At 64.8% G+C, this 25,122-nt stretch carries 23 protein-coding genes; 17 read left to right on the forward strand and 6 right to left on the reverse strand.

Going from position 1 to position 25,122, the window contains the following annotated elements; all coding sequences use genetic code 11:
• Window positions 1–6 precede the first annotated feature (6 nt).
• Window positions 7–1,161, forward strand: coding sequence for an LLM class flavin-dependent oxidoreductase (locus tag KUW62_RS06190; RefSeq protein WP_224814637.1), 1,155 nt, complete (start codon window positions 7–9; stop codon window positions 1,159–1,161).
• Complete coding sequence (locus KUW62_RS06195; protein ID WP_224817050.1) at window positions 1,161–2,051, forward strand: aldo/keto reductase family oxidoreductase; 891 nt, start codon at window positions 1,161–1,163, stop codon at window positions 2,049–2,051. The genes KUW62_RS06190 and KUW62_RS06195 overlap by 1 nt, the downstream gene beginning before the upstream one ends.
• On the opposite strand, the gene KUW62_RS06200 is transcribed toward KUW62_RS06195, so the two are convergent.
• Genes KUW62_RS06200 through KUW62_RS06210 form a run of 3 tightly spaced genes read right to left on the reverse strand, consistent with a single transcriptional unit; the run spans window position 2,048 to window position 5,397 of the window.
• Window positions 2,048–2,995, reverse strand: coding sequence for an ROK family protein (locus KUW62_RS06200; protein ID WP_224814638.1), 948 nt, complete (start codon window positions 2,993–2,995; stop codon window positions 2,048–2,050). The two genes, KUW62_RS06195 and KUW62_RS06200, sit on opposite strands and share 4 nt — an antisense overlap.
• Window positions 2,996–3,021: 26 nt before the next feature.
• Window positions 3,022–4,326 (reverse strand): GH1 family beta-glucosidase, encoded by a 1,305-nt coding sequence (locus KUW62_RS06205; protein WP_224814639.1) that lies wholly within the window; start codon window positions 4,324–4,326, stop codon window positions 3,022–3,024.
• Between the two features lie 36 nt (window positions 4,327–4,362).
• Window positions 4,363–5,397 carry a LacI family DNA-binding transcriptional regulator gene (locus tag KUW62_RS06210; protein ID WP_224817051.1) on the reverse strand — a complete coding sequence of 345 codons (1,035 nt, stop codon included), beginning with the start codon at window positions 5,395–5,397 and terminating at the stop codon, window positions 4,363–4,365.
• Window positions 5,398–5,657: 260 nt separating this feature from the next.
• On the opposite strand from KUW62_RS06210, the gene KUW62_RS06215 reads away from it, so the two are divergent.
• From KUW62_RS06215 to KUW62_RS06235, 5 genes are all read left to right on the forward strand, one after another.
• Window positions 5,658–7,007, forward strand: a complete 1,350-nt coding sequence (locus KUW62_RS06215; RefSeq protein ID WP_224814640.1) for an ABC transporter substrate-binding protein — start codon at window positions 5,658–5,660, stop codon at window positions 7,005–7,007.
• Between the two features lie 154 nt (window positions 7,008–7,161).
• Window positions 7,162–8,145, forward strand: a complete 984-nt coding sequence (locus tag KUW62_RS06220; RefSeq protein ID WP_224814641.1) for a carbohydrate ABC transporter permease — start codon at window positions 7,162–7,164, stop codon at window positions 8,143–8,145.
• Window positions 8,146–8,157: 12 nt separating this feature from the next.
• Window positions 8,158–9,306 (forward strand): carbohydrate ABC transporter permease, encoded by a 1,149-nt coding sequence (locus tag KUW62_RS06225; protein WP_224814642.1) that lies wholly within the window; start codon window positions 8,158–8,160, stop codon window positions 9,304–9,306.
• A 14-nt stretch (window positions 9,307–9,320) separates the two neighbouring features.
• Window positions 9,321–10,985, forward strand: coding sequence for an alpha-glucosidase family protein (locus KUW62_RS06230; protein ID WP_224814643.1), 1,665 nt, complete (start codon window positions 9,321–9,323; stop codon window positions 10,983–10,985).
• An 18-nt stretch (window positions 10,986–11,003) separates the two neighbouring features.
• Window positions 11,004–12,137: an ABC transporter ATP-binding protein gene (locus KUW62_RS06235; protein ID WP_224814644.1), complete on the forward strand. Its 1,134-nt coding sequence runs from the start codon at window positions 11,004–11,006 to the stop codon at window positions 12,135–12,137.
• A 24-nt stretch (window positions 12,138–12,161) separates the two neighbouring features.
• Here KUW62_RS06235 and KUW62_RS06240 read toward each other — a convergent pair whose 3' ends face one another.
• Window positions 12,162–13,157 (reverse strand): YihY/virulence factor BrkB family protein, encoded by a 996-nt coding sequence (locus KUW62_RS06240; protein ID WP_224814645.1) that lies wholly within the window; start codon window positions 13,155–13,157, stop codon window positions 12,162–12,164.
• 194 nt (window positions 13,158–13,351) lie between these two features.
• On the opposite strand from KUW62_RS06240, the gene KUW62_RS06245 reads away from it, so the two are divergent.
• The 5 genes from KUW62_RS06245 (at window position 13,352) to KUW62_RS06265 (ending at window position 18,131) form a co-directional block, all read left to right on the forward strand.
• The gene (locus KUW62_RS06245; RefSeq protein ID WP_224814646.1) at window positions 13,352–13,747 is read left to right on the forward strand and encodes a BLUF domain-containing protein; all 396 of its coding nucleotides are present in this window, start codon (window positions 13,352–13,354) and stop codon (window positions 13,745–13,747) included.
• Between the two features lie 108 nt (window positions 13,748–13,855).
• Window positions 13,856–15,661, forward strand: coding sequence for a phosphogluconate dehydratase (gene edd, locus KUW62_RS06250; protein WP_224814647.1), 1,806 nt, complete (start codon window positions 13,856–13,858; stop codon window positions 15,659–15,661).
• A 191-nt stretch (window positions 15,662–15,852) separates the two neighbouring features.
• Window positions 15,853–16,491: a bifunctional 4-hydroxy-2-oxoglutarate aldolase/2-dehydro-3-deoxy-phosphogluconate aldolase gene (locus KUW62_RS06255; protein WP_224814648.1), complete on the forward strand. Its 639-nt coding sequence runs from the start codon at window positions 15,853–15,855 to the stop codon at window positions 16,489–16,491.
• Window positions 16,492–16,650: 159 nt separating this feature from the next.
• On the forward strand, window positions 16,651–17,277 hold the full coding sequence (locus KUW62_RS06260) for an outer membrane protein (RefSeq protein ID WP_224814649.1): 627 nt from the start codon (window positions 16,651–16,653) through the stop codon (window positions 17,275–17,277).
• A gap of 260 nt (window positions 17,278–17,537) precedes the next feature.
• Complete coding sequence (locus KUW62_RS06265) at window positions 17,538–18,131, forward strand: outer membrane protein (protein ID WP_224814650.1); 594 nt, start codon at window positions 17,538–17,540, stop codon at window positions 18,129–18,131.
• Between the two features lie 59 nt (window positions 18,132–18,190).
• Here the strand turns inward: KUW62_RS06265 and KUW62_RS06270 are convergent, their stop codons facing one another.
• Both KUW62_RS06270 and KUW62_RS06275 read right to left on the reverse strand, forming a co-directional pair.
• The gene (locus KUW62_RS06270; protein WP_224814651.1) at window positions 18,191–19,366 is read right to left on the reverse strand and encodes a pyridoxal phosphate-dependent aminotransferase; all 1,176 of its coding nucleotides are present in this window, start codon (window positions 19,364–19,366) and stop codon (window positions 18,191–18,193) included.
• A 100-nt stretch (window positions 19,367–19,466) separates the two neighbouring features.
• Window positions 19,467–19,784, reverse strand: coding sequence for an MmcQ/YjbR family DNA-binding protein (locus tag KUW62_RS06275; RefSeq protein ID WP_224814652.1), 318 nt, complete (start codon window positions 19,782–19,784; stop codon window positions 19,467–19,469).
• Window positions 19,785–20,013: 229 nt separating this feature from the next.
• On the opposite strand from KUW62_RS06275, the gene cysS reads away from it, so the two are divergent.
• The 5 genes from cysS to KUW62_RS06300 all read left to right on the forward strand — a co-directional run bounded on the left by cysS (window position 20,014) and on the right by KUW62_RS06300 (window position 25,114).
• Window positions 20,014–21,354, forward strand: a complete 1,341-nt coding sequence (gene cysS, locus KUW62_RS06280) for a cysteine--tRNA ligase (RefSeq protein ID WP_224814653.1) — start codon at window positions 20,014–20,016, stop codon at window positions 21,352–21,354.
• Window positions 21,355–21,484: 130 nt separating this feature from the next.
• The gene (gene cimA, locus KUW62_RS06285; protein ID WP_224814654.1) at window positions 21,485–23,104 is read left to right on the forward strand and encodes a citramalate synthase; all 1,620 of its coding nucleotides are present in this window, start codon (window positions 21,485–21,487) and stop codon (window positions 23,102–23,104) included.
• A gap of 52 nt (window positions 23,105–23,156) precedes the next feature.
• A complete protein-coding gene (locus tag KUW62_RS06290; protein ID WP_224814655.1) occupies window positions 23,157–23,645 on the forward strand; it encodes a hypothetical protein in 489 nt (162 codons plus the stop codon).
• 3 nt (window positions 23,646–23,648) lie between these two features.
• A complete protein-coding gene (locus KUW62_RS06295; RefSeq protein WP_224814656.1) occupies window positions 23,649–24,371 on the forward strand; it encodes a trans-aconitate 2-methyltransferase in 723 nt (240 codons plus the stop codon).
• Window positions 24,368–25,114, forward strand: coding sequence for a squalene/phytoene synthase family protein (locus KUW62_RS06300; protein ID WP_224814657.1), 747 nt, complete (start codon window positions 24,368–24,370; stop codon window positions 25,112–25,114). The genes KUW62_RS06295 and KUW62_RS06300 overlap by 4 nt, the downstream gene beginning before the upstream one ends.
• The last annotated feature ends 8 nt before the right edge of the window (window positions 25,115–25,122 follow it).

Genomic DNA, 25,122 nt, shown 5'->3' on the forward strand with positions numbered 1-25,122 from the left:
GCGGCGATGAGTGTGGTTCCGGTCACATCTGGGGATCTGACGGGCGCGGAAGTCAGCTGGTTCGCGGCCCTTTGTTCGGACGATTACGAATTTCTCGGCGTGCCGGACGGGCGGCTGCGGTCGTCGTGGGACCATTGCTCGGGCCTCGTGAAAGAGGCGGAGGCACAGGGCTTTCGCAACATCCTGTGCCCGTCGTCGTACCAGGTGGGGCAGGACACGCTGTCCTTCGTGGCTGGTTGCGCGCCGATTACCAGCAAAATTAACCTCTTGGCCGCCGTCCGGTGCGGGGAAATGCAGCCGATCATGCTGGCGCGCACCATCGCCACGCTCGATCACATGCTGGAGGGGCGGCTGACGGTGAACATCATCTCCTCGGATTTTCCGGGGGAGAAGGCGGAGAGCGGGTTCCGGTATCAACGCTCCCGCGAGGTGGTGGAAATCCTCAAGCAGGCCTGGACCCAAGACGAGATCAATTACCACGGCGAAGTCTATGATTTCGAAGGATTAACCACCGACCCCGCCAAACCGTATCAGACCGGTGGGCCGCTTTTGTATTTCGGCGGCTACTCGCCCCCCGCGCTGGAGCTTTGCGGGCAGCATTGCGATGTCTACCTGATGTGGCCGGAGCCGAAGGAGGCTTTGGCACAGAGGATGAAGGACGTCCACCAAGTCGCCGAAAAATATGGAAGAACGCTCGATTACGGCCTGCGCGTTCACATGATTGTCCGCGATACGGAGGCGGAGGCGCGGGAATATGCGGAACACCTGACCTCAAAGTTGGACGACGAATACGGCCAGTTGATCCGCGAACGCGCATTGGACAGCACGTCCTTGGGTGTTTCGCATCAGGCGAAAGCCCGCGAATTGGCGGACAAATACGGCTATGTGGAGCCGCATCTGTGGACCGGGATCGGGCGGGCGCGCTCGGGCTGTGGGGCGGCGCTTGTGGGCTCCGCCGACCAGATCCTGACCCAGATCGAGGATTACAAGAAGATGGGCATTCGCGCCTTCATCTTCTCGGGCTATCCGCATATGGATGAATGCAAGCATTTCGGCCGACTGGTCATGCCGGAGCTGGAAACCTGTTCATTGCCAGAGGTTTACGGGCGCGTCCCGGCCTCCGTGCCAGAAACGCCACTGGGCGTGGGAGAGAGACGATGATGGATCGCGTTGATGTCGGCGGGGTGGAGATGTCCCGCATCGTCTATGGCATGTGGCGGCTTGGCGACGACGACGATACCTCACCCGCCCATGTGCAGGCGAAGGTGGAAGCGTGCGTGGAACAGGGCATCACCACCATGGACCAGGCCGATATCTACGGCGGCTACATCGCCGAGGCGCTGTTGGGGGAGGCGTTCAAGGCGTCCCCCGGCCTGCGCGACAAGGTCGAGGTGGTGACGAAATGCGATATCGTGGCGCCCATCGGCAAGCATTCCGACAAGCGGGTGAAGTATTACGACACCAGCGCGGAATATATCTCAGCGTCGGTCGATAACTCCTTGAAAGATATGGCGATTGATGTCATCGACCTGTTGCTGATCCATCGTCCCGACCCGCTGATGGATCACGTGGAAACCGGGGCCTGCCTCGACCGGCTTGTCGCCTCCGGCAAGGTCCGCGCGGTGGGCGTGTCGAACTTCCGCCCCTGGGATTGGGAGCTTCTGCAATCCGGGATGGAGACGCAGCTGGCCACCAACCAGATCGAGATGTCCGTCCTGCACCATGCTCCGTTCACCAATGGCGATGTGGCGTTTCACCAGCGTGGGGGGCAGCCGCTGATGGCGTGGTCGCCTTTGGCCGGGGGAACGCTTTTCGGGGATGACGGCGCGGATGTGCGCGCGGTGTTGGAGCGGATCGGTGCGGATCATGACGTTGGTGCGGATGCCGTTGCGGTCGCGTGGCTGCTCCATCACCCGGCCCGTATCCTGCCGGTGATGGGGACCAATAACCTCAACCGGATCAAAGGCTTGTCAGACGCAGTTAAAGTGACCCTGGATAAGCAGGATTGGTACGAGATCTACACCGCCGCGCTTGGCAAAGAGGTTGCCTAGAGGTGAGACAAATGCGTCGCGCATCCCGTGAGCGCGGCGTAATCGTCACTGACGACTGAGACCCCGAACTGCTCCATGAAATCGGAGAACCGACCCTTGGACCGGAACGCCTGCGCAAAGCCACAGGCGTCCAGATGCGGCGTGAAGGCGCGGGTGACGCCGCCGACAAGATAAATGCCGCCGAACGGCAGATGCGAGAGCGCCAGATTGCCAGCGACGTCGCCCAGGATTTTCACGAACAAGGTGCCGGTCACCACCGCGTCCGCATCGCCCCGGCCCATGGCGGCAAGGACATCGGAGGCCTCCATCACTGACCCGTGGAGCGCCTTGTGCAGATGGCAGACCCCGCGCCCCGAAAGGACCTCCTCCACTGACGGATAGCCACCGCTATCCTCCAGCTGGGACAGGATCGGATGCAGCTCCGCGATGGAGGCGGGGAGGCTGACATGTCCGGCCTCCGACGGGGGTACGAACCGCCCGGCACTGGTGTCGAAGACGGGGCAGGCGTTGAATCCGGTGCCGAGGCCGATGACCAGTTTGGCCGCGTTTTCGTTTGCGTAGGGCTGCGGCAGGATCACCTGAAGGTCGTCATCGGCGATGTGCCCGATTGCGTGACCCTGCGCCTGCAAGTCGTTGAGAACGGCCACTTTCTCCGCCGTCAGAACCTCCGCCAGCACCGCCTTGTCGATCCGCCAGTCAAGGTTCGTGAGCGTGCCGACACCATCGTGGACCGGCCCGGCCATCGCCACGCAAACGCCGGTGATCGCATCGGCGGAGACGCCGGTCTTGTCGAGGTAGCGTTGGATCACATCGCCGATCCCGCCATGTTCGGCGTTGCGGAAGCGATCCACGCTGTCCTTGCGCACATCCGCCCCGTCGGCCAGCGCAACGCGGGTGTTGGTGCCACCGATATCGGCCACCAGGGACAGGGTTTGCGCAGTCATGCGTTCGGTCCTTCCTCAGGGGCGCGTCAGCCGCGCCACCATTTCGCCAGCGCGTGATAGGATGCTTTGGGCGTCCGTGCCAAGGTGTCAAAGTCCACATGGATGAGGCCGAAGCGTTTGTCATAGCCAAGCGCCCATTCGTAATTGTCCATGAGCGACCAGACGAAATAGCCGTGCACGGGCGCGCCATCGGCCAATGCCTGCTGCACCGCACGCAAGTGCCGGTCGAGGAAGTCGATGCGATCAGGATCCGGCGTGGTGGCCGATGCCATGCCGTTTTCGGTGACATAGATCGGAAGGTCGCCGGTATATTCGCGCGCCGTGCGGGTCAGGAAATCGCGCAGGCCGTCGGGATGGATCTCCCATTCCATATCGGTCAGGGGGCCTTGGGTCGGTGCCTCCGCGTAATTGGGCCAGGGGCCGTCGACATGGGCGATGCGCTTGCGGGTGTAGTAATTCACGCCGACCCAATCGAGGGGGGATTGAATCGTGGTAAAATCGTCCTGCCAGCCCTGGGGGAGGTGAGGCTCCAACCCGTCCAGCACCTCGGCGGGATATTCGCCGCGGAACAGCCCGCCAAGGAAGAAGCGGTTGTAGATCGCGTCGTATCGCTCGCTTGCCGCCACATCCTCGGGCGCGTCGCTTGCAGCGGTGGCCCATTCGAAATTGCACACCGCACCGAGGTTCTGGACGCCGAGGCCCTTACAGACCTGAATGGCACGCCCATGGCTGAGCAGGACATGGTGCATGGCGCGGGCGGTGGCGCGGATGTCGCGCAGGCCGGGGGCATGGTGGCCGTCGAAATGGGACAGCCAGCCGACGCACCACGGCTCGTTGATTGGGGCGGCGGACCAAGTGCGGTCGCCGATGCGGGCCATGATCGTCTCGGTGTAATCCGCGAACCAGTTGGGCATGTCCGCGTTGCGCCAGCCGCCCCGGTCGGCCAGGGCCTGCGGCAATTCCCAATGGTAGAGCGTCACGGCGGGGGCGATGCCGCGCGCCAGCAGGCCGTCGACCAGCCTGTCATAGAAATCCAGGCCCTCGGGGTTTGCCGCCCCGGTCCCGTCGGGCATCACCCGCGCCCACGAGGTGCTGAAACGATAGACATCCGCGCCGAGGTCACGGATCAGGTCCAGATCCTCGTCCAGCCGATTGTAATGGTCGCAGGCCCGCGCGCCGTTTTCGGCCCGCGCCACGTTGCCCGGCGTCGCGGCGAAACTGTCCCAATGGGTCAGGCCCGCGCCGCCCTGTCCGTGGCCTTCGATCTGGTAGGCGGAGGTTGCGACGCCAAAGCGGAAGCCGTCGGGAAAATCGGCGCGTGTGAAGTTCATGTCGATGTCCTTGAAAGGCCGGGGATGGCCGTTGGATCAGGTGGGGGCAGGGCCGGTGGACCGGCCAAGCGTCAGCTCTGTCTCCCACAATTCCTGTTTCGGGGGCTGGGTCGGGTTGTCGATCAGGTCGAGCAGGATCTCCGCGCACCGTTTGCCGGCCGCCCGGATGGAGGACCGCGTGGCGGTGAAGGCGGGACCTTCGGGGGCGGTGATCCCCTCGTTGCCCAGGTAGCTGAGCACGTCGTCGTGGCAGATGATGGAGATGTCGCGCCCGGTGCGCAAGCCACGCTCGCCGGCCGCGCGGCGCACGCCGATGGCGGGAATGATGGAGGAGACGAGGAACGCGGTGGGCGCGTCGCCGCTGTCCAACATCTCGGACGCGGCGCGGTAGCCGTATTGTTCCGTCATGATCTCGGCCCGCATCCAGGCGGGGTTGGCCGTGAGCCCGCGGGCGGCCAGACCTTCCTCGAACCCGCGGCGGCGGCGGCGGGCGAAGTCCAGGCTCTCCTGTCCGTTGAGAAGCGCGATCTTGCGATGACCGAGGTCCAGCAGAAGGTCGGTGGCCCGCCGGAACCCGCGGACATTGGCCACGTCGAGCCAACTGTAGGAATCGGCACTGGCGGTGCGGCCATGGACAAGGAACGGCAGCCCCAGTTCGTGCAAGAGCGGCACGCGCGGGTCCTCGAACATCGGGGCCTGCACCATGACGCCGTCGACCGACGCATTGGCCGCCATCTGGCGATAGGCGGCTTCGGTGGATTGTGCGGGAACCATGGATAGAAGCAGGTCATAGCCTTCGCGGGCATAGACCTCTCCGGCGCCGGCGATGAAGTCGGCGAAGATCGGGTTCACGATCTCTTCCTTGCCGGTGAGCGGCATCACGTGGCCGATCGCCATGGCGCGGCCCGTGGCGAGCCTCCGGGCGCGGGCATTGGGGATGTAATTGGCCGCCTCCGCCGCCGCGAGCACGCGCTGCCGCGTCTCCTCGCGCACCTCGGGGTAGCCGTTCAGCGCGCGGCTGACGGTGGTTTGGCTCAGGCCGAGGGATTGCGATAATTCCTTCAGGTTCATCGGGCCGATACGCATCCAAAGCGATTTGAATATGGCTTTGAAGCTATCCAGCCCACGGGCGCGATGTCAAAGGGGGAATGTCGGATTGGCGGATCAAACCCGTCAAGGACCGATATTTTCAACGCCGCGACAGAGTCTCATTGACAGGGATCATTGCTTGCGCAACATTGCCTCCACCTCAAAGCGCTTTGGAGAGAAGGCGCTGATGACGAACACCTATTGCCGGGGGACATGCCGGCAAACCGACTGGGAGGTCACCTATGAAGAAGATGTATCTCGCGAGTGCCGCGGCACTGGCGCTTTCCGCAAGCGGTGCGTTGGCTGACGGGCACGTCAACCACGTCTTTCCCGTTGGCGAAGGCGATTTCAACTGGGACAGCTACAACGCTTATGCCGACGCGTTCGACCTGAGCGGGCAGGAGCTGACGATCACCGGTCCGTGGACCGGCGCGGACGCCGAATTGGTCAATTCCGTGATCGACTATTTCGAATCCGCGACCGGCGCGACGGTGCAGTATTCCGGCTCCGACAATTTCGAGCAGGACATCGTGATCGCGACGCAGGCGGGCTCCGCCCCCAACATCGCCGTGTTCCCGCAGCCCGGCCTGGTCACTGACCTCGCCTCCCGTGGTGCCCTGACGCCGCTGAGCGCGGAGACGGCGGACTGGATCCGCGAAAACTACGCCGCCGGTGAATCCTGGGTGTCGCTTGGCACCGCGGCAGGCGCCGACGGGGAAGAGGCGCTTTACGGCTTCTTCTACAAGGTCGACGTGAAATCGCTGGTCTGGTACTCGCCCGAAGCCTTCGACGAGGCGGGCTATGACGTTCCCACCACGATGGAAGAGCTGATCGCGCTGAGCGACCAGATCGTGGAAGACGGTGAGACGCCGTGGTGCATCGGTCTGGGATCGGGCGGCGCGACCGGCTGGCCCGCGACCGACTGGGTCGAGGATATCATGCTGCGCACCCAGGCGCCCGAGGTCTATGACGGCTGGGTTTCCAACGAGATCCCCTTCGATGACGAGCGCATCGTCAACGCGATCGACGTCTTCGGCTCCTTCGCGCGCAACGAGGATTACGTGAACGGTGGCGTTGCTGCCGTCGCCTCCACCGACTTCCGCGACAGCCCCGGCGGTCTCTTCACCTTCCCGGCGGAATGCTACATGCACCGCCAGGCGTCGTTCATCCCGACCTTCTTCCCGGAAGATGCGGATGCGGACTTCTTCTACTTCCCGGCCTTTGAATCCGAAGATCTCGGCAGCCCCGTTCTGGGTGCCGGTACGCTCTTCGGGATCACCCAGGACAGCGAAGCGGCCCAGGCGTTCATGGCGTTCCTCCAGACGGAGATCAGCCACGAAGTGTGGATGGCGCAGTCCGGCTTCCTCACCCCGCACCAGGGCGTGAACTCGGATCTCTTCGCGTCTGACAGCCTGCGTCAGATGAACGACATCCTTCTGGGTGCCACGACCTTCCGCTTCGACGCATCCGACCTGATGCCGTCCGAGATCGGGCAGGGCATCTTCTGGTCCGGCATGGTCGATTACGTGGGCGGCGAAGACGCAGCCTCCGTCGCCGAGCGGATCCAGAGCCGTTGGGCCGAAATCCAGTAAGCGGCTGACACCATAGGATTGCCCCCGGCCGGTGCGCTGCCGGCCGGGGTGCGCAGACGACAAGAGGGCCCGACAAGGGTTCATCGGTCCGCAAAAGGACCGCGCTGTGGCCGAGCGTATCGACCACTCAAATGACCGGGGGAGGGCGCGCGCCATGTCGCCAATCATTCAAGGCATCATCACGATCATTGTCGGCGTCGGCGGGTGTGTGGGGTACTTCTACTTCGCCAACCTGTTCCTCGACAAAGTGCTGTTTCCCGCACGCGGCGAGAATGCCGGGCGCAACATCAACCGCGCCAACCAGATCCGGCCGTGGCTGTTCCTGTTCCCTGCCATGTTCGCCCTGGGTCTCTACCTCATGTATCCGGTCGTGGGATCGTTCATCCGGTCGATGTATGACCGCGCGGGCGACGAATTCGTGGGCGCGGGCAACTACGTGCGCCTCTTCAATAACCCCGATTTCCGGCAGGCTTTCTTCAACAACATCCTGTGGGCGCTTGTCGTGCCCGCGACGACGACCTTCATGGGCCTTCTGATCGCGCAGCTGACCGACCGCCTGAAATGGGGTGCGTTCGCCAAGTCGCTGATCTTCATGCCGATGGCGATTTCCTTCGTGGGCGCGTCGCTGATCTGGAAATTCGTCTACGCCCAGGACCCCGACATCGGCATCATCAACGCGATCCGCGTGAATGTCTTCGGCGCGGAGGAGGGGATCGACCCGCTTCAGACGGCGTTCTGGAACAACTTCCTGCTGATGGCGATTCTGATCTGGATCCAGACCGGTTTCGCCATGGTGATCCTGAGCGCCGCACTGCGCGGCATCCCGGAGGAAACCATCGAGGCCGCGATCATCGACGGGGCGAACCCGTTCCAGGTCTTCTTCAAGATCAAGGTGCCGCAGATCATGGGCACCATCGTCGTGGTCTGGACCACGATCACCATCCTCGTCCTGAAGGTCTTCGACATCGTCTATACGATGACGGGGGGCAATTTCGGAACCGAGATCCTGCCGTCGTTCATGATGGACTTCATGTTCCGCGATGACGGGCAAGCCACCGCCGTGGCCTTCGTGATCATGCTGGTCGTTCTGCCGGTGATGATCTGGAACATTGCGCAAGCGCGCAAAGAAATGCGCTGAGGGGACGGGATCATGGACAATATCGCAGGTAGCAAATCGAGTCTTTCCTGGGCCACGAACATCGCCGTGTTCATCATCGTCCTGGCCTGGCTGATCCCGACCGTGGGGCTGTTCGTCAGCTCGTTCCGGGACCGCGACCAGATCAGCGCCTCGGGCTGGTGGGTGGCGCCGTTCTCGGTCGAGCTGACCTATCGCACACGGGCCGACGCGGTCCCCACGGAGGACGGAAACCTTTTCGTCATCGAGGGCAACCTCTTTGAATCCGAGGAGGTGCGCGAAAGCTTCGAGGGCGGTGAAAGCACCATTGCGGGCTTCGGCCTGCGCGGGCGGGAGCCGGGCGTGTTCGAGCCGGGTGTCGAGGTGGAGAACCGCGATGACGGAACCATCGTCGTCAACACCGACGGCACCTATCGCTATACCTCGGCCGAGCCCATAGACAGCCCGCCAAGGGTCTATTTCGTGGCCGAGACGCCACCGGATTTCACGTTGGACAATTACCGAAACGTGTTGACGGCGGACAACATGGACCGGGCCTTCATCAACACGCTGACCGTGACCATCCCGGCGACGATCATCCCGATCCTGATTGCGGCCTTCGCGGCCTATGCGCTGGCGTGGATGGAGTTTCCGGGCAGGGGGCTTTTGATCGCGACGGTTGTGGGGTTGCTGGTGGTGCCGCTACAGCTTGCGCTGGTGCCCCTTCTGAACCTGCATAACCAGATCGGGATCGGGCAGAGTTTCGTGGGCATATGGTTGGCCCATACCGGGTTCGGCCTGCCGCTCGCCATTTATCTGCTGCGCAACTACATGGTCGGTCTGCCGCGCGACATTATTGAGTCCGCCAAGGTCGACGGGGCCACCGATTTCCAGATCTTCACCAAGATCATCCTGCCGCTCAGCTTCCCGGCGCTGGCCTCCTTCGCGATCTTCCAGTTCCTGTGGACGTGGAATGACCTGCTGGTGGCCAAGGTGTTCCTGCCCTCGGCGGGGGACGCGCAGGTGATGACGGTCAAGATCGCCGACGACCTTCTGGGCTCTCGCGGTGGCGATTGGGGTATCCTCGCGACGGCTGCCTTCATCTCCATCGCGGTGCCCTTGTTGGTCTTCTTCTCGATGCAACGGTATCTCGTGCGCGGCCTGCTGGCCGGCTCGGTCAAGTAAGGAACGATACGGCCATGAACCTGATGCAGGACATGCCCCAGGGCGACATCGTGGTGTCCGACAAGGATTGGTGGCGCGGGGCGGTGATCTATCAGATCTATCCGCGCAGCTTCCAGGACAGCAACGGCGACGGGATCGGCGATCTGGCGGGGATCATTCACCGCATGGATCACATCGCCGATCTGGGCGTCGATGCGATTTGGATCAGCCCGTTCTTCCGGTCGCCCATGCTCGACTTCGGCTATGACGTCAGTGATTATCGCGATGTCGATCCGATGTTCGGCACGCTTGGCGATTTCGACGCGCTGATCGCGCGGGCCCATTCGCTTGGGGTCAAGGTGCTGATCGACCTGGTGCTTAGCCATACGTCGAACCAGCATCCCTGGTTCCAGGAAAGCGGATGCAGCCGGGAAAACCCCAAGGCCGATTGGTATGTCTGGGCCGACGCGAAGCCCGATGGCAGCCCGCCGAACAATTGGCTGTCGATCTTCGGCGGCTCGGCCTGGGAATGGTCGGGCGACCGGATGCAGTATTATCTGCACAATTTTCTGAAGGAACAGCCGGACCTGAACCTGCACAACGAACAGGTGCAGGACGAATTGCTGGCCGTGGCGAAATTCTGGCTGGATCGCGGGGTCGATGGCTTCCGTCTGGACACGATCAACTTCTACTTCCACGACAAGGAATTGCGCGACAATCCCGCGCTGGACCCCGAACAGCGCAACGCGACCATCGCGCCCGAGGTGAATCCCTATAATTGGCAAGATCACCTCTATGACAAGAACCAGCCCGAGAACCTCGATTTCCTGCGCCGCCTGCGCGCGTTGATGGACGAATACCCCGCCGCCACCGCGGTGGGCGAGGTGGGGGATGGGCAATACGGGCTCCAGATCCAGGCCGAATACACGAGCGGCAACGACAAGGTGCATATGTGCTATTCGTTCGAGTTCCTGTCGGGCCAGACGCCGTCGCCGGAACGCTTCGGGGGCGTGCTGGAGGATTACGAGCGCGAGATCGGGGACGGATGGGCCTGTTGGGCGTTTTCAAACCATGACGTCGTGCGCCATGCCAGCCGCTGGAACCTCGGCGAGGAGGCGCGCAGGCTTTACGCGGGCCTGCTGCTGTCGATGCGCGGCTCGATCTGCCTCTACCAGGGCGAAGAGCTTGGCCTGACGGAGGCTTACGTCGCCTTCGAGGATTTGCAGGACCCATACGGCATCCGGTTCTGGCCCAAGTTCAAGGGCCGCGACGGGTGCCGCACCCCGATGCCGTGGATTTCCGACAACCAGAATGGCGGGTTCACCGACAGCAAGCCGTGGCTGCCCATGGCCGTCGAGCACCTGGCGCGCGCCGTGGGCAACCAGGCCAAGGACACGGAGTCCATCTTGCATTTCTATCGCAAGATGATCGCGTTCCGCCAAAGCTACCCCGCGATGACAAAAGGGGCGCTGGAATTGCTGAGCCAATCGGACGGCATCCTGTCCTTCATCCGGACCTACGACGACCAGCAGGTCTTTTGCGCCTTCAACATGACGGGGGGGGCGTTGCCGATCGACGTGCCCGAAGGCGAATGGACACAAGACAAGGGCGCCCCCTTCACGGCGCTGGAAACCGACAAGGGCGTCACGCTGCCGCCCTTCCAAGCCTATTTCGCGGCCAAAGCCGCCGACACAGAATAAACGGGAGGAGACGGGGACATGGCCAATCTGAAGCTGACCGACGTCGAGAAGACCTATGGCGGCACCGTGCAGGTGCTCCGCGACATCAATCTGGACATCGAACAGGGCGAGTTGATCGTCTTCGTGGGCCCGTCGGGCTGCGGCAAGTCCACGCTTCTGCGGATGATCGCGGGGCTGGAGCGGATCACCGGGGGGGAATTGGTGATCGACGACCAGGTGGTCAACGACATCCCGCCGTCCGAGCGCGGCATCGCCATGGTGTTCCAGTCCTACGCGCTCTACCCGCATATGACGGTGCGCGACAACATGGCCTTCGCGCTGAAGATCGCGGGCGACAGCCCGGACGAGATCAACCGCAAGGTGCAGGCGGCGGCGGAAAAGCTGCAACTGGAAAACTTCCTCGACCGTCTTCCCAAGGCGCTTTCCGGTGGTCAGCGGCAGCGGGTCGCCATCGGGCGGTCCATCGTGCGGGACCCGAAGGTGTATCTGTTCGATGAGCCGCTCTCCAACCTCGACGCCAGCTTGCGCGTCGCCACACGCATCCAGATCGCGCAGCTGAAGGAGGAAATGCCGGACAGCACGATGATCTACGTTACCCACGACCAGGTGGAGGCGATGACGCTCGCCTCCCGCATCGTGGTGCTGGCAGGCGGCGGCGTGGCGCAGGTGGGCAGCCCCCTGACGCTTTACGAGAAGCCGAACTCGACCTTCGTGGCGAAATTCATCGGCTCACCGGCCATGAATCTGATGCGCGGCAAGATCGTCGGCACCGGGGCCACTACGACGCTTGAAATGGAGCAGGGCGGGGGCACGATCACCTCCAACTATCCCTCCACCGACGCCGATATGGGCGCGGAGGTCGAAGTGGGTATTCGCCCCGAGGATATGGTAGAGGCTACGGGCTCAGACTTCGCCTATCACGGAACGGTGGAAATCACGGAAGCCTTGGGCGAGGTCACGCTGCTCTATTTCCAGCGCGCGAATGCGGAAGATGATCCCGTCATCGGCAAGCTCGCGGGTATCCACAAGAACCTGCGCGGCAATGACGTGAAGCTCACGGCGAGCGCCGACAAGGTGCACGTGTTCCGCGATGGCGTGAGCCTGCTCTACCGCGACGAGGCCGTGTTCCTGCCGGGTGTCCAGCCGCACTGACGCGCGCCCGGCCCAACGGTTCCGTCAGGGCACTTCACCGAGGTTGTCGGCCTTCTCCGCCCCGCGCACGCCCATCGGCTCACGCGGGCCGGTGGTCGTGTCGCGCCGGGTCTGGTGCTCCATCTCGGAATTGATCTCCGCCCCCAGCATGACGATCAGCGCCGACATCCAGAGCCAAGTCAGCAACACGATCACCGCGCCGATTGATCCATAGGTTTCGTTGTAGGAGCCGAAACTCTCCACGTAGATGGTGAAGGCGAAGGACCCCGCGACCCACAGGATCGCCGCGAGGGTTGCCCCGGGCGTCAGCCAGCGCCAGCGCGCGTCGTCCCGGTCCGGCCCCAGCCGGTAGATCACCGCAAGTCCCGCCAGCGTGAACAGCAACAACACGGGCCAGCGCGCCAACGACAGGATCGTGTTGGCCGTCTCACCCAAGCCCACGGTCTCCAACACGATCGGCACGACGACAGCGGCCGCGATGCCAAGGATTACGCCCGCAGCGACCAGAAGCGTCAGCCCGATAGCCAGCGCGTTGAGGTGCAGGAAACCGCGCGTCTCCTCCTCGTCATAGGCGATATTCATGCCCTCGATCAGCGATTTCATCCCCTTGGCGGCGGCATAGACAGCCAGCACGAGGCCAAGCACGAAGGTCCAGCCCGCTTCCCGGTCGCCTTCGAGAACCGTCTCGATCTGGCCCGCGATGATCTCCGCCGCGCCCGTGGGCAGGGCGGCCAGTGCCGCGTCGAGCTGCGTGCTGATCTGGCTCGGTTCCAGCAGCAGCGCGGCGACGGAGATGACGGCAACGATGGCGGGGAACAGCGCCAGAAGGCCGAAAAATGCGACGCCCGCCGCCACGACCGAGACGTGGTCGCGCGCCATCTCGTCCTTCACCCGAAGGGCGATGTCGCGCCAGCCCTTCACCGGGATCTCGGTCGGCGATGTCGCGCCGCGCCCGCGGGCGGCCTTGGGGTTGATCGACAGGGTCGGGCGATCTTTCGGTGTCTCGCTGAGGTCGGTCATGGGCGCTCCGGCAGAAATGGTATTTCTTTTGGAACGCGTCGGTGGCCCGGGCGGTTCCCCGTGACGGCCCTGCCGGAGCTGCGGCGGCGCGGATTGGACGACGCAAGCTGCACCCGCCCCGGACCCGCGCGTTGCCGCGCGACAGGGGCGGCGGGGTGCGCTAGGGTAGGGGGACCCAATCAAGGACCGGCCCCATGGATCTGACGCAGATCATCTATGCCTCAAGGCCCTTCGGCTTCGATGCAAGCGTTCTGAGCAACCTCCTCGTCGATGCCCGCCGCTGCAACGCGCGCGACGGGATCACCGGGGCGCTGGTCTGCCGGCGCGACATCTACCTGCAATATCTCGAAGGCTCCGACCGCGCGGTGCGCAATACGTTGGAGCGTATTCGCCGTGACGACCGCCATGTGGAGTTGGTGGTGCATCACGATGCCCCTTCCCACACGCGCCTGTTTTCCGATTGGGCGATGCTGCACGATCCGGCCCATTCCTGGACCTGGTCGGAGGCGGAGGTCGCCGACGGCGCGTTGGACCGGGCCTTGCCCGCCGATTTCCTTAACGTGTTTCTGGGCATCGCGCAGCGGCAATAGGGCGGCCCGGTCCCTGCGACGCTTTCTCACTGGCCTTGTTAGCGCTAACATGCTAGCCACTCTTCGAAGCCGAACGGCCCAGAGTCACTGCCAGCCCCGGAGGTATCCATGCCCCTCGACGCCCGCATCGCCGACGTCACCGACCGCATCATCGACCGCTCCCGCGACACACGCGCGCCCTATCTTGAGCGGATGCGCAAGCTGGCCGAGGAGGGGCCGCGCCGCGCGCATCTGACCTGCGGTAACCAGGCCCATGCCTATGCCGCGATGGGCGATGATAAGGACGCGCTTGTGGCTGCGCGGGCGCCCAATATCGGGATCGTGACGGCCTATAACGACATGCTGTCGGCGCATCAGCCGTTCGAGACCTATCCGCAAAAGCTCAAGGATGCCGCGCGCCGGGTCGGGGCGACCGCGCAGGTCGCAGGCGGGGTGCCTGCAATGTGCGACGGGGTCACGCAGGGCCAGGTGGGGATGGAGCTGTCGCTTTTCTCCCGCGATGTGATCGCGTTGGCCGCGGGTGTCGCGTTGTCCCACAACACTTTCGACGCGGCGCTTTACCTTGGGGTCTGCGACAAGATCGTGCCGGGCCTCGTGATCTCCGCGGCGACGTTCGGATACCTGCCGGCGCTTTTCGTGCCCGCCGGTCCCATGGTCTCGGGCCTGCCCAACGACGAGAAAGCGAAGGTGCGCCAACAATTCGCCGCCGGAGAGGTGGGCCGCGAAAAGCTGATGGAGGCGGAGATGGCCTCCTACCACGGGCCGGGCACCTGCACCTTCTACGGCACCGCCAATTCCAACCAGATGCTGATGGAATTCATGGGGCTGCACCTGCCCGGCGCGTCCTTCGTCAATCCCGGCACGCCGCTGCGTGATGCCCTGACGGCGGCGGCAGCGGAACGGGCGGCGGCGATCACGGGCCTTGGCAACGAATACACGCCCGTTTGCGACATCCTTGATGAGAAAGCCTTCGTGAACGGCATCGTCGGGCTGATGGCCACGGGCGGCTCCACCAACCTTGTCATCCACCTGATCGCGATGGCGCGCGCGGCGGGCGTGATCCTTGATTGCAGCGATTTCAACGACTTGTCCGAGGCGACGCCCCTGATGGCGCGGGTCTATCCCAACGGCCTGGCCGATGTGAACCACTTCCATGCGGCCGGTGGGCTGGCCTACATGATGGGGGAACTGCTAGATGCGGGGCTCCTGCATGGCGACACGCTGACCGTCGCGGGCAAGGGCCTTGGCCTTTACACCCAGGAGCCGAAGCTGACGGACGGCACCCTGACCTTCGAGGCCGGCGCGGGCCGCTCGCTCAACGACAAGATCCTGCGGCCCGTCAGCGATCCGTTCCAGCCCGCGGGCGGTCTGGTGGAGTTGACGGGCAATCTGGGGCGCGGGGTGATGAAGGTGTCCGCCGTCGCCCCCGAACGCCGCGTGGTGGAGGCGCCCGCCGCAATCTTCCACTCCCAGGAGGATGTGAAGGCCGCCTTCAAGAACAACGAGCTGAACCGGGACGTCATCGTCGTCGTGCGCTTCCAGGGGCCCAAGGCCAACGGCATGCCGGAATTGCACGCGCTGACGCCGGTGCTGGCGGTCTTGCAGGACCGGGGCCACAAGGTGGCACTTCTGACCGACGGGCGGATGTCGGGCGCCTCCGGCAAGGTGCCCGCTGCCATCCATGTCGCGCCGGAGGCGCTTGATGGCGGCCTGATCGGCAAGCTGCGCGACGGCGACCGAATGCGCGTCGACGCCACGAACGGCGTGATCGAAGTGCTGGAGGAGGGGGTGGAGGCGCGCGCGCCCGCAACCCCGGACCTGTCGGCCAATGCCCACGGCGTCGGGCGTGAGATGTTCGAGATCTTCCGCCAGGCGGCAGGCCCGGCCACATCGGGCGCGGGCGTCGTGGTCTAAGCGCGACATGCCCGTCTTTGCTTCAAAAATACCTCCGCCGGAGGCAGCGCAACCTGTCCAAGGGCGAACCGGCCGGATATCAAGGTGAGAAGCGTCCCGATAGCGCCCGCGGATTTTCCGCTTGCGGAAAATCCGCCCCCGGCGACGCGCGCAAGCGCGGCGCAATCCCTGAACCGAAAAAGGCCCAAGACATGACCCCCGCTGCCCAATCCGTCGAAGCCCGCCGCATCGCGGAGCTTGCCCCGATCATCCCCGTCCTGGTGGTCGAGGACGTGGCCCATGCCCGCCCGCTTGCCCAGGCGCTTGTCGATGGCGGCCTTCCCGCCCTTGAAGTGACGCTCAGAACCCCCGCAGCGCTCGATGTGATCGCGGAGATGGCGCAGGTCGAGGGCGGTGTGGTCGGGGCAGGGACGCTGCTCACACCCCAGGACGTGGCCGATGCGAAAGAGGCGGGCGCGCTGTTCGGTGTCTCGCCCGGGGTGACACCGAAATTGGTGGAGGCCTGCATGCACCATGAATTACCGCTTCTGCCGGGGGCGGCCACGGCGACGGAAGTCATGGCACTCTACGAGCAAGGCTTTGACATGCTGAAATTTTTCCCCGCCGAAGCCTCGGGCGGTGCGGCGGCGCTCAAGGCGATCGGCGCGCCGATCCCGCAGGTCGCCTTCTGTCCCACGGGCGGTGTGTCGCCGGGCAATGCGCGCGACTACCTGTCGCTTCCCAACGTGATCTGCGCGGGCGGATCCTGGGTCGCGCCAAAGGATGCCGTCGCGCGCGGCGGTTGGGAAGAAATCACCCGCCTGGCCCGGGACGCGGCGGCGCTTCGCTGATCCCGGCCCCTGCCATGGGCAGGATTTGGCCGGATGTGCGCGCACACGGTCTCGTGACATGAATTGGAGCCCGACCGCCTTAAGTGTCGCCTCGGAACCACACGCAGGATGCTGCGTTGGGGGACCGGATGTAACACGGAACAGAAGGATCCGAATACAATGAGACACGCAGTTTTCGCAGGCACCTTCGCGATGACGCTCGCCCCGCTGGCCGCAATGGCGGGGGGATATGTTGAACCCGCAGCCCCTGCGCCGGCCCCGGTGCCGGTCGCACCCGCCCCGATCGGTTACGACTGGTCCGGTTTCTACGGCGGTGTGCAGCTTGAGTATGGTGACGTGACCGCCACGACCGCAGCCACCGGCGTCGATGCCGCCACTGGCGACGGCGCGCTTTATGGCCTGTTCGGCGGCTACCGCTATGATTTCGGCACCTTCGTTGTCGGCGGTGAGTTGGACCTGAACCTGGCCGATATCGACCTCAACGACGCCGGTGGCGCGACCATCGGGTCGCTCGACAGCGTTCACCGCCTCGGGCTCGAGGCTGGCTACGATGCAGGCCCCGCCTTGCTTTACGGCACCGTCGGTGTGGCCCAGGCGACCGCAACCGTCGGCGCGGCTGAGCTGCAGGATACCGGGTACTTCTTCGGCGCAGGCGTGGATTACCTCGTGACCGACCAGATCATCGTGGGTGCCGAAGTGCTTCAGCACGAGTTTGACGACCTCGACGGTTCCGGCCTCGACGTCAGCGCCACGACCTTCGGGATCAACGCCGCGTTCCGCTTCTAAACGACGCGCCGCTCGCTTGACCATGACCGGTCCGGACGATGATCCGGGCCGGTTTTGCCAGAGAAGACCGGGACGGGCGCAGTGCCCCGATCCATCGGTCTTCTGCGGCGAGATCGGCCATTTTTTGCCGAGACCTGCCCTTTTCAGCGACAATCATGCAACTCAAACGCCCTTAGATGTGTTGTCGGGGTGTGATGGGCTTGCCAAAATCATGGCGACGCCCCACGTCACGAACAGATCATTGTCAATGGAGAGCCCCCATGCGTGCCGCCCTGACCGCCCTTGCCGTTGTTTTCGCAGCCCCCGCCTTCGCTGGCGGCGTGGCCCCTGTCACGCCCCTCCCGCCCGTGATGATCGAGCCGGAGCAGACCTGGGACGGCTGGTATGGCGGTCTTCAGCTGACCTACGGCCAGGGGGAGATCGACACGCCCCCCGCCGCCGATATTGAGGGCAACCTTTACGGCATCTTCCTCGGCTACCGCTATGACATGGGCGATTTCGTTCTGGGTGGAGAGCTGGATTACGAACACGGCTCCGTCGCGCTTGATGCGCCGGGCGACACCGAGGTGGACTGGATTTTCCGCAGCGCGGTCGAGCTTGGCTATGACGCGGGCAACCTGCTGCCTTACGCAACCGTTGGCGTGGCGACGGCCCACTTCACCGATCCCACGCCGCCTGCCGGCTTTGATGCCACGTCGCTCGGCTATTTCGCGGGCGTTGGCCTCGACTATGCCATCAGCGAGCGGTTCACCGTGGGTGCAGAGGTTCTCTTCCACCAGTTCGACGAGGGCCCCTCGGCCACGTCGTCCACATCGCTCCAGACCCTCAGCGTGAACGCCGCGTTCCGCTTCTGATCGGAGCCAAATCTATCGAAAGAGCCTCCCGCACCGCGGGGGGCCTTTTTCGTTTGTCCCTAGGCCATCTGCCGGGCCGCGAAGGCAAAAAGCCGCCCGATCGCTTCCCGGAAGAGATCATCGGGAAGGGTCAGGGCGACGCGGATATGGCCCGCGGCCGCCGATCCGAAGCTTTCGCCGGGCATGATCGCGACTTGCTCTTCATCCAGGAGCGCCTCTCCGAAGGCCTGCCCGCTGAGGCCCGTGGCGCGCACATCCAGCATCACGTACATCGCGCCCGCCGGGGGGATCGCACGCAGATGCTGCTGCTTTGCCAAGGCGTCCAGCAGGATGTCGCGGCGGCGGCGGAAGGGCTCGGCCACGCGGGCCTCCGCCTCCGCGCCGCGGCTGAGCGCAAGCAGGCCCGCATCCTGGATGAAGCCCGGCACGCCATAGGTCGTGTGGGTGGCGAGGTTGATCAGATGGGCAATCACATCGTCCGGCCCCGCGATCCAGCCAAGGCGTGATCCGGTCATGGCATGGCTTTTCGACAGCGACCCGACGGTCAGCGTGCGGTCGAACATGCCGGGCAGGGCGGCGAAGGGGCGATGAGCGCCATCCCAGACCTGCGTGTCATAGACTTCGTCGGAGATGACCCACAGATCCTCCGCCTCCGCCACGCGGGCAATCGCACCCAGCGTGTCGTCGGTATAGACCGCGCCGGTGGGGTTGTTGGGCGAATTGATCAGAAGCGAGCGCGCGCCGCTGGCTGCGGCCCGCAACTCCGCCTCCTGCGGTTGGAACCCGTGATCGGGATGGGTCGCGACGGGCCGGGGCAGGGCACCCGCGCCGCGGATCGTGCCGGGATAGGTGGCGTAATAGGGGTCGATCAACAGGGCGATGTCGCCGGGATCACAGGCGGCCTTGTGGGCGGCGAACAGGCCCGCCTGCCCACCCGGCGTGATCAGCACGTTCGCAGCACCGTAGGTGATCCCGCTTTGCCGGGACAGCCGCGCGGCCACCGCATCGCGCAGGGCGGAGGTGCCGGGAACGGCGGCGTATCCGGTATGCCCGGCGAGCGCCGCACGGTGCATCTCGTCAAGGATCTCGGGATCGGTGCCGATGTCATGCTCGCCGATGGTCAGCTCTAGGATCGGTGCACCCGCGGCCTTCAGGGCGCGCGCGCGGTAAAACAGACCCCATCCGTCATCGCCGCCGCCCGTCAGCCCGGCCAGAGTTGCTGAGATATCAGGCATGGCCGCGCGCCTCCCCCATGTCATGGCAGATTACCGGGACGGAGATGGCCACGGACGCGGCCGGGCCGCAAGCCCGATTGTCAGGGCGCGGTCCGCGCTGTCAGCGGTTCTTGTCGGACAGGACGAGGCGATAGCTCTTGCCGATGCGATCGCGAAGCTCCTCCGGGCGGGTGTCCCAGGGGAACAGCACCCAACCGTCGCCCTTGAGATAGGGGGTGGAGGCCGCACGCCCCTGACCGACGGCCAGATGCGCGGCGATCTTGTTGTCCAGACGCAGGGATACGCCTTCACCGCCCTTGGTATATGCCGCGAACATATGGCCGTGGACGGTCCACACCACGGTGTCGTCACCGAAGGGCGTGGTCCGCTCCGTGCCCGGGAATCCCCGGCAATAAATGTCGACGAAGACCTCCTGCATGGGCGGACCCTAACTTGTGCCCGAAAAATTTGCAGTTGAAATGTCCTGCGGCTTGTTAACGCAGGGTCGACCGTGGTATGCGCTTGCCCATGACCCCTGTGATGACCTGTATCGGTATTTGCATTATCCGCTGAACCCAGCGGATCGGTCAGTCGTGGTTTTCATCATAAATCCAGAGTGCTAGGCCGGTCCCGCGCCCGCTGAACGCCTGTCTGAAAGCCCGCCTGCCATGGTCGAGATCCGCCTGAAAAATTCCAAGTCGCGCCGTGTCGAGGTCTTGGACCCGATCATTCCGGGCAAGGTCTCGATGTATCTGTGCGGACCCACCGTCTATGACCGCGCGCATCTGGGAAATGCCCGGTCCGCCGTGGCCTTCGACCAGCTTTTCCGCCTGTTGCGCCATGTCTACGGGGCCGAGAACGTGACCTTCGTGCGGAACTTCACGGATGTGGATGACAAGATCAACGCCCGCGCCGCCGAGACCGGGCGCGAGATTTCCGACATCACGGCCGAGACGACGCAATGGTACCTGGACGATATGGGCGCGCTGGGGGTGATGGAGCCGACCCATATGCCGCGCGCAACCGCTTATATCGCGGAAATGGTTTCCTTCATCGAGGACCTTATCGCGCGCGACCACGCCTATGCCCGCGACGGCCATGTGCTCTTTCGCGTTCGGTCCTTCGCGGAATACGGGAAATTATCGGGCCGGTCGGTCGATGACATGATCGCGGGCGCACGGGTGGAGGTCGCGCCCTACAAGGAAGACCCGATGGATTTCGTCCTGTGGAAGCCGTCTGCGGACGACATTCCAGGATGGGACAGCCCGTGGGGCCGGGGGCGGCCCGGCTGGCACATCGAATGCTCCGCCATGTCCCACGCGATCTTGGGAGAGGAATTCGACATCCATGCCGGCGGCTCGGACCTGCTGTTTCCCCACCACGAAAACGAGGTCGCGCAATCCTGCGCGGCGGGCCACGCCTTCGCGCGCATCTGGCTCCATAACGAGATGTTGCAGGTGGAGGGCAAGAAGATGTCCAAGAGCCTGGGCAACTTCTTCACCGTCCGCGATTTGCTGGACCAGGGCGTGCCGGGCGGGGTGATCCGCTTCGTGCTCTTAGGCACCCATTACGGCAAGCCGATGGACTGGACCGAGAAGAAGCGGGAGGAGGCGGAGAAGACCTTGCGCAAATGGTACGATGCGGCCCGTCCGGGCGGCGCGGTGCCCGAGGCGGTTGTGGCCGCGCTTGCTGACGACCTGAACACCCACGCTGCCTTGGCGGAAATACACAGGCTTGGCGGAGCCGATCTGGGTGCCGCGCTTTCGCTGATGGGATTGTGGGACGGGACCGTGCCGGATTGGGCCACGGCCTTCGACGTGGATTTGTCCGCATTTGAGGACCGCCTGCGCGCCGCGCGGGTCACGGCCATGCAAAGCAAGGATTTCTCCGAAGTGGACGCCCTGAAAACGGCGCTCCTCGGTGCAGGCGTCGAGGTCCGCATGACGAAAGAGAACGTTGAACTCCTGCCCGGGCCAGATTTCGACCCCGCCAAGCTGGAGGACCTTTGATGTTGGACGGACCACTGGCCTGTCCCCGACCGCGGGTGGGGGTGAAGCCCCCGCCCGGGGGGGCGGTCGGGGGCTGGCCGGGCCGCAAGCGCCCCGGCCAAGGCGACGCCAAGACCAAAGGCTGTGACCGATGACCGAACGCCTCTACCTCTACGACACCACGCTGCGCGACGGGCAGCAGACCCAGGGCGTGCAATTCTCCACCCCCGAAAAGGTGCGGATTGCCGAGGCGCTGGATGACCTCGGCATCGACTATATCGAGGGCGGCTGGCCGGGTGCGAACCCGACCGACAGCGCGTTTTTCGACGATGCCCCGGCGACGCGGGCGAAGATGACGGCGTTCGGGATGACCAAACGCTCCGGGCGGTCGGCGGAAAACGACGATGTGCTGGCGGGGGTTCTGAATGCGGGCACCGGTACGGTCTGCCTCGTCGGCAAAAGCCACGATTTCCACGTCACGGACGCGCTCAACATCCCGCTGGAGGAAAATGTCGCCAATATCCGCGCCTCGATCGCGCATCTGGTGGCGCAGGGGCGCGAGGCGCTGTTCGACGCGGAGCATTTCTTCGATGGCTACAAGGCCAATCCCGACTACGCCCTGACCTGCGCCAAGGCCGCGTTCGAGGCGGGCGCGCGGTGGGTGGTTCTGTGCGACACCAATGGCGGCACCTTGCCCGACGAAATCCACCGCATCACAAGCGCGGTCATTGCGGCGGGCATTCCGGGCGACCGCCTTGGCATCCACACCCACAATGACACGGAAACTGCCGTGGCCGGATCGCTGGCCGCCGTCGACGCGGGCGCGCGGCAGGTACAGGGCACGCTGAACGGTTTGGGGGAGCGGTGCGGGAACGCGAACCTGACGGCGCTGATCCCCACGCTCCTTCTAAAAGACCCCTACAAAAGCAGGTTCGACACCGGCATCGCGGCGGAGAAGCTGGAAGGGCTGACCCGGCTCAGCCGGATGCTGGACGATATCCTGAACCGCGTCCCGCAACGGCAGGCGGCCTATGTCGGGGCCAGCGCGTTTGCGCACAAGGCGGGGCTGCATGCGTCGGCCATCGTCAAGGACTCCACGACCTACGAACACATCGCGCCTGAGATCGTGGGCAACGACCGCATCATCCCGATGTCCAACCAAGCCGGTCAATCGAACCTGCGCAAACGGCTGACGGAGGCGGGGCTGGACGTGGCCCCCGACAACCCGGCGCTGGCGGAGATCCTGGAAGAGATCAAGCTGCGGGAGGATCAGGGCTACAGCTTCGACACCGCCCAGGCCTCGTTCGAATTGCTGGCCCGGCGCGCCCTTGGCCTGTTGCCGACCTTTTTCGAGGTGAAGCGCTACAAGGTCACGGTGGAGCGGCGGAAAAACAAGTATGACCGGATGGTCAGCCTGTCGGAAGCCGTCGTCGTGGTGAAGATCGGCGACGACAAGAAGCTGTCCGTCAGCGAGTCGATGGATGAGACCGGCAGCGACCGCGGCCCGGTCAACGCGCTCAGCAAGGCCCTAGCCAAGGACCTGGGGCCGTACCAGCAATTCATTGACGATATCCGCCTTGTGGACTTCAAGGTCCGCATCACCCAAGGCGGGACGGAGGCCGTGACCCGCGTGATCATCGACAGCGAGGACAGCACCGGGCGGCGCTGGTCGACGGTGGGCGTTTCTGCCAACATCGTCGATGCCAGTTTCGAGGCGCTGCTGGACGCGGTGACCTGGAAGCTGATCCACGAAGGGGCCCGTGCCGGATGATGGCGGGCGCCCATTCAACCGAAACCGCTCGCAGACAAGGGGATACACATCCATGGCACGGCAATTTCTTCTGGGCGCGGCCATTTTCTTGGCCATGCCGATCCCGGCCATCGCCCAGGACATGACCAGCGTTTGCTATTCGCGCGGGTCCGAGGCCGAAGGCGTGACGGGCTTCACCCACGTCGCCGACGGGCGCGCCGTTCGCGTCGACAGCCCCCGGGCCAGTGACAGCCGTACCCGGGTCGTGGAATGGGTGGATGAGGGCTTTGCGACAGAGTTTCTGGACCGCCTCACCCCCGTCTGGGAAGAGATCCCCACCGATCTGATCGCTCAATGCGACGAGGGCTGGCGCGATACGATCGTGGTGCGGTTCGATGATGGAAGCATGGATATGCGCGAAGGGTCCTGCATCCGCAATCCCGTCGCGCAGGCGCTGGACGCCATCTTTGCCGAGATCTCCTCGCTGGCGGAAAGCCGGACCGAGACCTTCACCGAAGGCGCAATCGACGGCGTCCACAATCCCTGCTTCCATGATTGGTAGATTATGACCGACTTCGACGCCGAAAGCTTCTTCACCCTACATGCCGATCTGCCCCGCGAAGGGCCGGGGGAAACGGCGGATGTCGCTTGGGCGGCGGAGGTGGGGGAGGTGACGTCGCGCGCCCACGTGCTGGATGCCGCGTCGGGGCCGGGTGGCGACATCGGCGCGCTTCTGCGCGTGGCGGCGCGCGGCCACGTGACGGCGATCGACCAGCACGCGCCGTTCATCGAAGCGGCGCAGGCACGCTGGGGCAAGGATGATCGGGTCACGCTCCTGACCGGGGATTTCCTGTCCCCCGAAGGGCCGTTTGATTTCATCTGGTCTGCGGGTGCGGTCTATTTCGTGGGGATCGAGACGGCGCTGGACGCATGGCGCAAGGCGCTGGCGGATGGCGGCGTGATCGCGTTTTCCGAGCCGTGCCTGTTTACGGACAATCCCTCCGAAGGCGCGGTGGCGTTCTGGGGCGGCTACGACAAGCTGACAAACCCGGACGGCATTGCGGCACAGATCGCGGCGGCGGGGTTCGAGACGCTGGCCGCGCGCCCGGTCTCCGACATCGGGTGGGAAAGCTACTATCGCCCGTTGGAGGACCGCGTTGCCAAGCTGCGCCGGGGGGCGGATGAACGGTTGCTGAAGCTGCTCGACGACGAGGGGCAGGAGCCGGAGCGCTGGCGCAAGCACAAGCACGAGACCGGCTATCTTCTGTCCGTGGTGCGCCCGACGTGAGCCTTCAGGCCTGCGCCGAGCTGGTCGCGCGCGGCGACCCGCGCCGGTTCCGCGCTGCGATGGCCGGGCCGTTGAAGGCGCGCGAGGTCCTGCTACCGCTTTACGCGTTCAACATCGAGGTCAGCCGCGCCCCGTGGCTGACGGAAGAGCCGATGATCGCGGAGATGCGCCTGCAATGGTGGCGCGATGCCCTGGAAGAAGTGTCCGACGGCCGAGGCAGGCGGCACGAAGTGGTCGATGCGCTGGGGTTTCTGGACCGCGAGAGCGCGGGGCTGCTCGACCAACTGGTCGCCGCCCGCCGCTGGGACATCTACAAGGACCCGTTCGAGGATGCGGGCCATTTCACCGACTACCTGACCCAGACCTCCGCGCATCTGATGGAAGCGGGGCTGCGCGCGCTTGGCGGGACGCCCGATGCGGGAACGCGGGCCATTGGCTTTGGTGCGGGCCTCGCGCGGTTCCTTCTGGCGATCCCGGATCTGGAAGCGCGGGGGCGTGTGCCGCTGGTGGACGGACGGGCGGAGACGGTCGCGGGCCTGGCACAAACGGCACTCGGGAATTGGCCGGGGCGTGTGGATCAGCCGATGCCCGCGCGGGCGGCCCTGTTCGAGGCGGCGGGGGCGAAAGCGATCTTGCAACGCGCCGCCCGCACGCCGGGTCTGGTGGCGCAAGGCGGGCTGGACGCTTCCCCCATCAGCGAACGGCTGAGCCTGATGGGCGCGGCGTTTCTGGGCCGCATCTGAAGCCGCGG

The sequence above is a fragment of the Hasllibacter sp. MH4015 genome (assembly GCF_020177575.1).
Classification (GTDB): Bacteria; Pseudomonadota; Alphaproteobacteria; order Rhodobacterales; family Rhodobacteraceae; genus Gymnodinialimonas.

Bases quoted from the DNA above. Each gene is read 5' to 3' on its own strand.
- KUW62_RS06235 (WP_224814644.1), top strand. From the start codon at position 11,004: ATGGCCAATCTGAAGCTGACCGACGTCGAGAAGACCTATGGCGGCACC.
- KUW62_RS06210 (WP_224817051.1), bottom strand. From the start codon at position 5,397: ATGAACCTGAAGGAATTATCGCAATCCCTCGGCCTGAGCCAAACCACC.
- KUW62_RS06230 (WP_224814643.1), top strand. From the start codon at position 9,321: ATGAACCTGATGCAGGACATGCCCCAGGGCGACATCGTGGTGTCCGAC.
- KUW62_RS06205 (WP_224814639.1), bottom strand. From the start codon at position 4,326: ATGAACTTCACACGCGCCGATTTTCCCGACGGCTTCCGCTTTGGCGTC.
- KUW62_RS06270 (WP_224814651.1), bottom strand. From the start codon at position 19,366: ATGCCTGATATCTCAGCAACTCTGGCCGGGCTGACGGGCGGCGGCGAT.
- KUW62_RS06200 (WP_224814638.1), bottom strand. From the start codon at position 2,995: ATGACTGCGCAAACCCTGTCCCTGGTGGCCGATATCGGTGGCACCAAC.
- cysS (WP_224814653.1), top strand. From the start codon at position 20,014: ATGGTCGAGATCCGCCTGAAAAATTCCAAGTCGCGCCGTGTCGAGGTC.
- KUW62_RS06220 (WP_224814641.1), top strand. From the start codon at position 7,162: ATGTCGCCAATCATTCAAGGCATCATCACGATCATTGTCGGCGTCGGC.
- KUW62_RS06240 (WP_224814645.1), bottom strand. From the start codon at position 13,157: ATGACCGACCTCAGCGAGACACCGAAAGATCGCCCGACCCTGTCGATC.
- KUW62_RS06190 (WP_224814637.1), top strand. From the start codon at position 7: ATGAGTGTGGTTCCGGTCACATCTGGGGATCTGACGGGCGCGGAAGTC.
- cimA (WP_224814654.1), top strand. From the start codon at position 21,485: ATGACCGAACGCCTCTACCTCTACGACACCACGCTGCGCGACGGGCAG.
- KUW62_RS06195 (WP_224817050.1), top strand. From the start codon at position 1,161: ATGGATCGCGTTGATGTCGGCGGGGTGGAGATGTCCCGCATCGTCTAT.
- KUW62_RS06245 (WP_224814646.1), top strand. From the start codon at position 13,352: ATGGATCTGACGCAGATCATCTATGCCTCAAGGCCCTTCGGCTTCGAT.
- KUW62_RS06275 (WP_224814652.1), bottom strand. From the start codon at position 19,784: ATGCAGGAGGTCTTCGTCGACATTTATTGCCGGGGATTCCCGGGCACG.
- KUW62_RS06215 (WP_224814640.1), top strand. From the start codon at position 5,658: ATGAAGAAGATGTATCTCGCGAGTGCCGCGGCACTGGCGCTTTCCGCA.
- KUW62_RS06295 (WP_224814656.1), top strand. From the start codon at position 23,649: ATGACCGACTTCGACGCCGAAAGCTTCTTCACCCTACATGCCGATCTG.
- KUW62_RS06255 (WP_224814648.1), top strand. From the start codon at position 15,853: ATGACCCCCGCTGCCCAATCCGTCGAAGCCCGCCGCATCGCGGAGCTT.
- KUW62_RS06225 (WP_224814642.1), top strand. From the start codon at position 8,158: ATGGACAATATCGCAGGTAGCAAATCGAGTCTTTCCTGGGCCACGAAC.
- edd (WP_224814647.1), top strand. From the start codon at position 13,856: ATGCCCCTCGACGCCCGCATCGCCGACGTCACCGACCGCATCATCGAC.
- KUW62_RS06290 (WP_224814655.1), top strand. From the start codon at position 23,157: ATGGCACGGCAATTTCTTCTGGGCGCGGCCATTTTCTTGGCCATGCCG.
- KUW62_RS06265 (WP_224814650.1), top strand. From the start codon at position 17,538: ATGCGTGCCGCCCTGACCGCCCTTGCCGTTGTTTTCGCAGCCCCCGCC.
- KUW62_RS06260 (WP_224814649.1), top strand. From the start codon at position 16,651: ATGAGACACGCAGTTTTCGCAGGCACCTTCGCGATGACGCTCGCCCCG.